Annotated in this window: 7 protein-coding genes; 2 read left to right on the top strand and 5 right to left on the bottom strand. The window is 60.0% G+C overall.

What is annotated here, in order from left to right; all coding sequences use genetic code 11:
- Positions 1-6: 6 nt before the first annotated feature.
- Together lysS and prfB are read right to left on the bottom strand one after the other, a co-directional pair.
- Positions 7-1542 (bottom strand): lysine--tRNA ligase, encoded by a 1536-nt coding sequence (lysS, locus tag DBR30_RS16875; RefSeq protein ID WP_005335201.1) that lies wholly within the window; start codon positions 1540-1542, stop codon positions 7-9.
- A gap of 16 nt (positions 1543-1558) precedes the next feature.
- Positions 1559-2657 (bottom strand): peptide chain release factor 2 gene (gene prfB / locus DBR30_RS16870; protein ID WP_100645262.1). Its coding sequence is split into 2 segments (ribosomal slippage): positions 1559-2581 and positions 2583-2657, totalling 1098 coding nucleotides; the frame shifts between segments, so codons are not numbered across the junction.
- Between the two features lie 256 nt (positions 2658-2913).
- On the opposite strand from prfB, the gene DBR30_RS16865 reads away from it, so the two are divergent.
- Positions 2914-4785: a methyl-accepting chemotaxis protein gene (locus DBR30_RS16865; protein ID WP_108588445.1), complete on the top strand. Its 1872-nt coding sequence runs from the start codon at positions 2914-2916 to the stop codon at positions 4783-4785.
- A 240-nt stretch (positions 4786-5025) separates the two neighbouring features.
- Here the strand turns inward: DBR30_RS16865 and gltS are convergent, their stop codons facing one another.
- A complete protein-coding gene (gltS, locus tag DBR30_RS16860; RefSeq protein WP_005348115.1) occupies positions 5026-6225 on the bottom strand; it encodes a sodium/glutamate symporter in 1200 nt (399 codons plus the stop codon).
- A gap of 442 nt (positions 6226-6667) precedes the next feature.
- On the opposite strand from gltS, the gene ansA reads away from it, so the two are divergent.
- A complete protein-coding gene (gene ansA / locus DBR30_RS16855; protein ID WP_005354141.1) occupies positions 6668-7675 on the top strand; it encodes an asparaginase in 1008 nt (335 codons plus the stop codon).
- Positions 7676-7936: 261 nt separating this feature from the next.
- On the opposite strand, the gene DBR30_RS16850 is transcribed toward ansA, so the two are convergent.
- Both DBR30_RS16850 and DBR30_RS16845 read right to left on the bottom strand, forming a co-directional pair.
- Positions 7937-8230: a YeaC family protein gene (locus DBR30_RS16850; protein WP_011707127.1), complete on the bottom strand. Its 294-nt coding sequence runs from the start codon at positions 8228-8230 to the stop codon at positions 7937-7939.
- Positions 8231-8293: 63 nt separating this feature from the next.
- Positions 8294-9329 (bottom strand): glyceraldehyde-3-phosphate dehydrogenase (locus DBR30_RS16845; protein ID WP_258224470.1); only part of this gene is annotated, 1036 nt, incomplete at its 5' end.

Here is a 9329-nt window from a genome sequence, read left to right as displayed (position 1 = left end):
TGAACCTTACTTCTGCGGACGCAAGGCCGGGAACAGGATCACGTCGCGGATGGTGTGGCTGTTGGTGAACAGCATGACCAGACGGTCGATACCGATACCCTGACCGGCAGTCGGCGGCAGGCCGTGTTCCAGCGCGGTGACGAAGTCGGCGTCGTAGAACATGGCTTCGTCGTCGCCAGCTTCTTTCTGATCAACCTGATCCTGGAAGCGCTTGGCCTGGTCTTCTGCATCGTTCAGCTCGGAGAAGCCGTTGGCCAGCTCGCGGCCACCGATGAAGAATTCGAAGCGGTCGGTTACGTCCGGGTTCACGTCGTTGCGGCGAGCCAGCGGAGAAACGGCAGCCGGGTACTCGGTGATGAAGGTCGGTTGCAGCAGCATGTGCTCCACGGTCTCTTCGAAGATCGCGGTGATCACGTGGCCCAGCTCCCAACCCTTCATCAGCTCGATGTGCAGACGCTTGGCAACGGCCTTGGCGCTCTCGAGGGTAGCCAGATCGTCCAGGGTCACATCCGGGTTGAACTTCAGGATGGACTCGACCATGGTGAGGCGCTGGAACGGCTGACCGAAATCGATGGTCAGGCCCTCTTCGCCCTCTTTGGCGTAACGGATCTTGGTGTCGCCCAGAATGTCCTGTGCCAGGGTGCGCAGCAACTCTTCGGTCAGGTCCATCAGATCGATGTAGTCGGCGTAGGCCATGTAGAACTCGATCATGGTGAACTCGGGGTTGTGACGAACCGAGATACCTTCGTTACGGAAGTTGCGGTTGATCTCGTAGACACGCTCGAAACCACCGACCACCAGACGCTTCAGGTAGAGCTCCGGAGCGATACGCAGGTACATATCGATGTCCAGCGCATTGTGGTGAGTGACGAACGGACGCGCGGAGGCTCCACCCGGGATGACTTGCATCATCGGGGTTTCCACTTCCATGAAGCGCTTTTCATTGAAGAATTTACGGATACCGGCAACCACCTGGGTGCGGATCATGAAGGTCTTGCGGGACTCTTCGTTGGCGATCAAATCCAGGTAGCGCTGGCGGCAGCGCGCTTCCTGGTCGGTCAGGCCTTTGTGCTTCTCGGGCAGCGGACGCAGCGCCTTGGTCAGCAGGCGGATATCGGAAACGTGAACGGAGAGCTCACCGGTCTGGGTCTTGAACAGGGTACCTTCGACACCCACGATGTCGCCCAGATCCCACTTCTTGAACTGCTCGTTGTAGAAACCTTCCGGCAGGTCGTCACGGGTGACGTAGACCTGGATCTTGCCGGCCATGTCCTGCAGGGTGGCGAAAGAAGCCTTGCCCATGATCCGGCGGGTCATGATGCGACCGGCAATCTTCACCCGTTTACCCAGGCTCGTCAGCTCCTCGGCGCTCTTGTCGTCGAACTCTGCGTGCAGATCGCCAGAGAGGCTGTCGCGACGGAAGTCGTTGGGGAAAGGATTACCCTGGGCGCGCAGGGCGGCCAGCTTGGAACGACGCTCGGTCATCTCGTTGTTGAGTTCGAGAGTTTGGTCGACTTCCGGAGTGATGGTTTGTTCAGACATGGTGATTCCTGCTTGTTTACAGACCTGATTTCAGGCTGGCTTCGATAAACTTGTCCAAGTCACCGTCGAGCACCGATTGGGTATTACGGGTTTCGACGCCGGTGCGCAGATCCTTGATACGGGAGTCATCCAGCACATAGGAACGGATCTGGCTGCCCCAACCGATATCAGACTTGGTCTCTTCCAGGGCTTGTTTCTCAGCGTTCTGCTTCTGAATTTCCAGCTCGTAGAGCTTGGCTTTCAGCTGCTTCATACACTGGTCTTTGTTTTTGTGCTGGGAACGGTCGTTCTGGCACTGTACCACGACACCGGTCGGAACGTGGGTAATACGCACCGCGGATTCGGTTCGGTTAACGTGCTGACCACCGGCACCGGAGGCGCGGTAGACGTCGATCCGCAGATCCGCCGGGTTGATCTCGATATCAATATCGTCGTCGATCTCGGGGTAGACGAACACAGAACAGAAGGAGGTGTGACGGCGGCCACCGGAATCGAACGGGGACTTGCGAACCAGACGGTGTACGCCAGTTTCGGTACGCAGCCAGCCGAACGCATATTCGCCGGTGAACTTGATGGTGGCGGATTTGATGCCGGCCACGTCGCCTTCGGAGCATTCAATCAGCTCCGGCTTGTAGCCGTGGGCATCGCCCCAGCGCAGGTACATGCGCAGTACCATGTTGGCCCAATCCTGTGCTTCGGTACCACCAGAGCCGGACTGGATGTCGATATAGCAGTCGGAGCCGTCGTGCTGACCGGAGAACATGCGGCGGAACTCGAGATCCACCAGCTTGGCTTCCAGCTGTTCGGATTCGGCGATGGCTTCGTTGAAGGTCTCTTCGTCTTCCCCTTCCACGGCCAGGCTCACCAGCATCTCGACGTCATCCACGCCCTGGGTCAGGGTGTCGATGGTGCCGACCACGTTTTCCAGCGCAACGCGCTCTTTGCCCAGCGCCTGTGCGCGCTCGGGTTCATTCCATACGTCCGGCTGTTCCAGCTCGGCGTTGACCTCTTCTAGACGCTCTTTCTTGGCGTCATAGTCAAAGGTACCCCCTAAGAAGCTCGGTCCGCTCAGACAGCTCCTTAAGTTTATTTAATACGGGATTAACTTCGAACATCGTGAAAACTCTCAGGGTCGATGTGATTTAAAAACGGGATATTCTAGCCAATTGTGGAAGGAATAAACAGGGTTGCCTTGGCTTGTGCGGCTCATGCCGTCAATTTCTGGTGCACTTTTCTCCACCTCGGTAGAAAATATCGCCCGCCGACCCATTTTCAGGTTCAGTTTTGGCCATTCGGGTCGCTAATGACTACGTGTAGTGTTGTGCAATTTAGGGAAAAACCCGCTCCTCACCTCAATAAGAAGAACACATGATGAAAAACCTGTCACTCAAGCAGAAGATACTGTTGTCAGTGGTGATCGCCCTTTCGTTGGTGATTTTGTTGCTCTCCTGGCAGAGCTATAGCAGCCAGAAGTCCCTGTTGCTGCAAGGCAGCCAGGAGCAGTTGCAACGGCTGGGTACCCAGCAGGCCGAGCGTGTCAGCGACTGGCTCGCCGCCCGTCGCGACGTGATCCAGGCGCTCGGCAACAAGGCCGGTGCAGACCCCCTCAATGCCTTGCAACAGGCACAAGTTTCCGGCCGTTTCCAGCTCACCTATTTCGGTGAGAGCAGCGGCAAGATGAATGACTCTGATCCCTCCATCAACCGCGATGGCTACGACCCGCGCTCCCGTGGCTGGTATCAGGAGGCGATGAGCAAAGGTGGCCTGATTGTCACCAAGCCCTATCTCGACGTGGCTTACAACATCATGGTGGTGACGCTGGCCCAGCCGGTTTCTGGCGGGGTCGTCGGTGGTGACCTCTCCATCGCCTCGCTGGTGGAAGACGTGACCAAGATGCAGCTGCCTGCCGACGGTTTCGCCATCATGATGCACAAGGATGGCACCATCATCGCCTACAAGGATGCCGCCAAGGCGATGAAACCGGCCAGCGAGATCGACAACGATCTGACCAATGCGCTGATCGAGCAGAGCAAGTCGAGCAAGGATCTGGTGCCGGCCTATTTCGACAGCGAAGGTCGCGACAAGCTGCTGTGGGCGGCTGATATCCCCGACACCGATTGGGAACTGGTGCTGGTGCTGGACAAGGCCGCGCTGGAAGCGCCGCTCTCCTCCCTGCTGATGACCCAGCTGGGGATGGCGCTGCTGGTGCTGGTGGGTAGCATCCTCGCTATCTCCTGGCTGGTCAGCATGCTGCTTGGCCCGCTCACCAAGGTCTCCCAGGCGTTGGCCCGCATTGCCGATGGTAACGGTGATCTGACCCAGCGCATCAAGATCGACGCCAACGACGAAGTGGGCCAACTGGCCAACAGCTTCAACCGTTTCGTCGGCAGCCAGCATCAGCTGATCGGCAATATCCGCCAGCTGGCCAACGAGCTGAACGCCGATGCCGAGCGCAGTCTGGTAACCAACCAGGCCGCGGTGGACGAGCTGCAGCGTCAGCAGCAGGAGGTGACCATGGTCGCCACGGCGGTTACAGAGATGGCGAGCGCCACCATGGAGATCGCCGGTAACGCCGAGAACACCGCCGCCGCAGCTCAGCAATCTGCCCAGAGCAGTGAGCAGGGCAAGATGCTGGTCAACAAGACCCGCCAGTCCATCAATGGTCTGGCCGAAGAGGTGGGGCAGGCGACCGAGGTGATCGGCGAGCTGAGCCGCCACGCGCAGGCCATCACCAGCATCCTCTCCACCATTCAGGGGATTGCCGAGCAGACCAACCTGCTGGCGCTGAACGCGGCCATTGAAGCGGCCCGCGCCGGTGAGCAGGGGCGTGGTTTTGCGGTGGTGGCTGACGAGGTGCGGGTGCTGTCACGTCGTACCCAGGACTCCACCCAGCAGATCCAGTCCACCATCGAGACCCTGCAGCAGACCACTGCCCGTGCGGTAAGCCTGATGCAGACCAGTCAGGGGCTGGCGGACAACAGCGTGCAGGATGCCGATCAGGCGGTGCGCGCGCTGGAAGAGATCACCAGCGCCATCTCCCTCATCTCCGACATGGCGGGTCAGATCGCCACTGCCGCCGAGGAGCAGACTCAGGTGACCGGCGAGATCACCCAAAACACCACCGCCATCAAGGATGTGAGTGACGAGATCACCGCCGCCGCCATGCGCGATCTGGATCAGGCCCACAGCCTCAAAGGGCGTGCAGCTGACCTGAACCAGCAGGTGTCGACCTTTATCCTGTAAGGTGCAACTCACGGCCTATTCCGGCTGAGATAAACAAGCCCCGCCCTCTGTCGAGTGCGGGGCTTTTTGTTGTTCGGAGGAGTGCGGGATGTGGGGACTTCGGGTTTACTGAGTTGCTTGCGGGTCACCTTGATGGCGGATACGAGCCCCGGCTCTGCCTGCGTCAGCTGGCGAGTCGATAACAAACAAAGAGCCCACCGAAAGGTGGGCTCTGATCATATACGTCTGACGGAAAGGGAATTACAGGAATGGCATCGCCATAAACAGCTTGATCACCATGGCGTTGATGATGTCGATAAAGAAGGCGCCCACCATGGGCACCACCAGAAACGCCAGGTGGGAGGGACCGAAGCGCTGGGTAATGGCCTGCATGTTGGCGATGGCTGTCGGTGTGGCCCCCAGGCCAAAGCCGCAGTGACCTGCCGCCAGCACGGCTGCATCGTAATTTTTGCCCATGACCCGGAAGGTGACGAAGATGGCGTAGAGCGCCATCGCCACTGTCTGGGCGGCCAGCAGAATGAAGATGGGCAGCGCCAGGCTGGCCAGATCCCACAATTTCAGGCTCATCAGTGCCATGGCGAGGAACAGCGACAGGCTGACGTTGCCCAGCAGGGAGACCTCGCGATCGCTCACTTCATGCCAGTTCAGCAGGGTCAGGACGTTGCGTAGCAGCACGCCGACAAACAGCACGCAGACAAAGATCGGCAGCTCGAAGGCGCCCCCTTTGAGGGAAGCAGAGAGCAGCTCGCCGCCCTTGAGGCTGATGGCGATCAGCGCCAGCGTTTCGATAACGCTGAAAGTGGTGAGGGGGCGCTCCATATCAGGCATTTCGAAGCCTTGGGGGGCCTCATCCTGATTGTGCTCCTCACCGGGCACCTGCACTTTCTTCACCAGATAGCGAGCCACCGGGCCACCGATCAGGCCGCCCAGCACCAGACCGAAGGTGGCACAGGCGATGGCGAGCTCAGCGGCGGATTGCACGCCGTATTTCTCGGAGAAGGTAGCGCTCCAGGCAGCCCCGGTGCCGTGGCCGCCGGAGAGAGTGATGGAGCCTGCCAGCAGCCCCATGTGGGGATCCAGACCGAGCAGGGTCGCCAGACCGACACCCAGACTGTTCTGCACCAGCAGCAGGCCGGTGACCACCATCAGGAAGGTAACCACCGCCTTGCCGCCGCGTTTCAGGCTGGCGAGATCGGCGGAAAGACCGATGGAGGCGAAGAAGGCCAACATCAGCGGGGTTTGCAGACTGGTATCAAATTGCAGCTCCATTTGCAGGGTGGAGCGCAGCAGCAGCAGTACCAGCGCGACCACCAGGCCGCCGGCTACCGGTTTGGGGATGTTGAAGGTACGCAGCAGCCCGACTCGGGTAACCAACACCCGGCCAAGCAGCAATACCAGAGTGGCAGCGACCAGCGTTGCGTAGGAATCAAGTTGTAACATTCAGTACTCCCATGTTGATTGGCTGTGCCTTCGGGGTGAAGACTCACAGATTCAGCCGGGATAAAAACAGTGTGGCTTAATGTGCCAGCAAAGAAGGGGAAACATCTCCCCGCCCCAGCAAATATGGGGCTTGTGCGGGCCTGAAATGCTCAGGCATCCAGATGAGATTTTAGTAAAATCCGGCGGATTGTAGCAAAAAGCATCGTTTAATTCCATCTTTGTCGTATTAATGCTCGTTTTAGTGTCTTATTGTGAAATTTAACACCATTGAGGTATGGCAACTAAACGCCGAAAAGGAGCAGAGAACGGCTGTCATTTGGGGCGTCAGTCTCTATAATTCGCCGGTTTCCAGCCCGCGGCGGAAACGGACGGGATCCGAGCAGCCGGTTCGCCCCGCATGGTTTATCATTCGCGGGTTTTCGGCCCACAGAGAGGAGAGGGTGTGAAGAAGTCCATCTACATCGCCTACACAGGCGGCACCATAGGGATGCAGCGTTCCGACCACGGTTATGTGCCGATGGCGGGCTTTATGGAAGACTGTCTGGCGCGGATGCCCGAATTCCATCGTCCCGAGATGCCGGATTACCATATCCACGAATATGCCCCTCTCATCGACTCCTCCGACATGACCCCGGCGGACTGGCAGCGCATCGCCGAGGATATTCGCGACAACTACGACAAGTACGACGGTTTCGTCATTCTGCACGGCACCGACACCATGTCGTTCACCGCCTCGGCGCTCTCCTTCATGCTGGAAGATCTGCACAAACCGGTCATCATCACCGGCTCCCAGATCCCGCTCGCCGAGCTGCGCTCCGACGGTCAGCAGAACCTGCTCAACGCCCTCTATATTGCTGCCAACTACCCGATCCACGAGGTGACGCTGTTCTTCAACAACCAGCTCTATCGCGGCAACCGCAGCAAGAAGGTGCACGCCGATGGCTTCCACGCCTTCGATTCGCCCAACTATCCGCCGCTGCTCAACGCCGGGATCGCGATTTCGCTGGAAGCGGGCGAGCTGGGCGTGCCCTCCGAGCGCCCGCTGGTGCTGCACGACATCACCCCCCAGCCGATCGGCGTGGTGACCCTCTATCCGGGTATCTCCAGCGAGGTGATCGCCAACATCCTGCAACAGCCGGTGAAGGCGCTGATCCTGCTCTCGTTCGGGGTCGGCAATGCGCCGCAGAACCCGGCCATGCTGGCGCTGCTCTCCGAGGCATCGGCCCGCGGCGTCATCATCGTCAACCTGAGCCAGTGCCTGCACGGCAAGGTCAACATGGGTGGTTATGCTACCGGCAACGCCCTGTCGCGGGCCGGGGTTATCTCGGGCTTTGATATGACCGCTGAGGCGGCGCTCACCAAGTTGCACTTCCTGCTGAGCCAGGACTTGCCCTCCCACCGCATTCGCGAGCTGATGCAGCAGTCGCTGCGCGGGGAGCTGACTCCCTGAGCGTTGCGGCCCTCACCCTAGCCCTCTCCCGGCGGGAGAGGGGATAGATCGAGGTGCTGTTGGCCACGAGGCTTGCCATGAAGCTCGCCGGCTGGTGGCCCGCTCACTGTCCGCAGGTACGAGCCTGCTCCCTTTTCCCCTGGCGGGAGAAGGGTTGGGGATGAGGGGGATGAGTCATCCTGCATAGATAGGAAAAAAGAGGGGAGCCATTATGGCTCCCCTCTCTGTTGTGGCCGCCGCAAGCGGCCTGCCGGGTCCGGCTCAGTGGTTGAGGTCGACCCGGACTATCTCTTCCTCGTCGCGATACTGACGCTTGAGCTCGCTCTTGCTCTTCATCACGATCTCGCCGTCACGGCCGATGTTCATGTGCTCCGGGTTGTCGAGGTGCATCGCCTGCCAGGCCATCACGGCTTGCAGCGACGTGGCCTTCTGCTCGTCGGTGAGGGGCTTGCCATCTGGCCACTTGCCCAGCTCGACTGCGGTCTTGAGCCGCTCGTACACCTCTGCGGGCATCTGCCTGATTGCTTGCAAAAACTCACCCTGTTGAAACGACATCCGGCCTTCTCCTTGAACTATTGAGCCATAAACTTCGGGGTCAGCCCGGCAGATCCTGGCGGGCTATGCAGGTAGATCCTGGCGGACTACGCCAGCCATCTGCTCCATCACCCGCACTACCTGACAACTGTACCCGAACTCGTTGTCATACCATACGTAGAGCACGCAGTGATCCCCCTCGGCGATGGTCGCCTGGGAGTCGACGATGCCCGCATAACGGGAACCCACCATGTCGGAGGAGACCAGCTCGGTGCTGGCGCTGAAGTCGATCTGGCGATGGAGGGCCGAGCTCAGCGCCATCTGTTGCAGATAGGCGTTCAGGCTCTCCCGATCGGTGGCCTGCTCCAGCGACAGATTGATAATCGCCAGCGACACGTTGGGGGTCGGTACCCGGATGGCGTTGCCGGTCAGCTTGCCCTTGAGCTCGGGCAGCGCCTTGGCCACGGCTTTGGCGGCGCCGGTGCTGGTCATCACCATATTGAGGGCGGCGCTGCGACCGCGGCGCTCCCCCTTGTGATAGTTGTCGATGAGGTTCTGATCGTTGGTGTAGGAGTGGACCGTCTCCACGTGGCCGTGGCGGATGCCGTACCGCTCCTGCATTACCTTGAGCACCGGGGTGATGGCGTTGGTGGTGCAGGAGGCGGCGGAGATAATCCTGTCATCCGGCCCGATGACCTCGTGGTTGACCCCGAACACCACGTTCTTCATCTCTCCCTTGCCGGGAGCGGTCAGCAACACCTTGCCGGCACCGCGCGCTTTCAGGTGCTCGGAGAGGCCTGCTTCATCGCGCCAGACCCCGGTGTTGTCGACGATCAGCGCATCGTGAATGCCGTAGGCGGTGTAGTCGATGTCGGCCGGGCTGTTGGCGTAGATCACCTGAATAAAGGTGCCGTTGGCGATGATGGCGCTGCGCTCCACATCCACCTCGATGGAGCCGTTGAAGGGGCCATGCACCGAGTCGCGGCGCAGCAGGCTGGCGCGTTTCTCCAGATCCCCGTCGCGACCGCCACGCACCACGATGGCACGCAGGCGCAGTGGATTAGCGGCGCCGGTGCGCTCGATCAGCAGGCGGGCCAGCAGGCGGCCGATACGGCCAAAG

Origin of the sequence: Aeromonas sp. HMWF017 (assembly GCF_003061465.1) — a bacterium.
GTDB classification, from domain to species: Bacteria; Pseudomonadota; Gammaproteobacteria; order Enterobacterales; family Aeromonadaceae; genus Aeromonas; species Aeromonas veronii.
The sequence above is the reverse complement of the archived record's forward strand: the minus strand, read 5'-3'. Positions and strand labels throughout refer to the sequence as shown.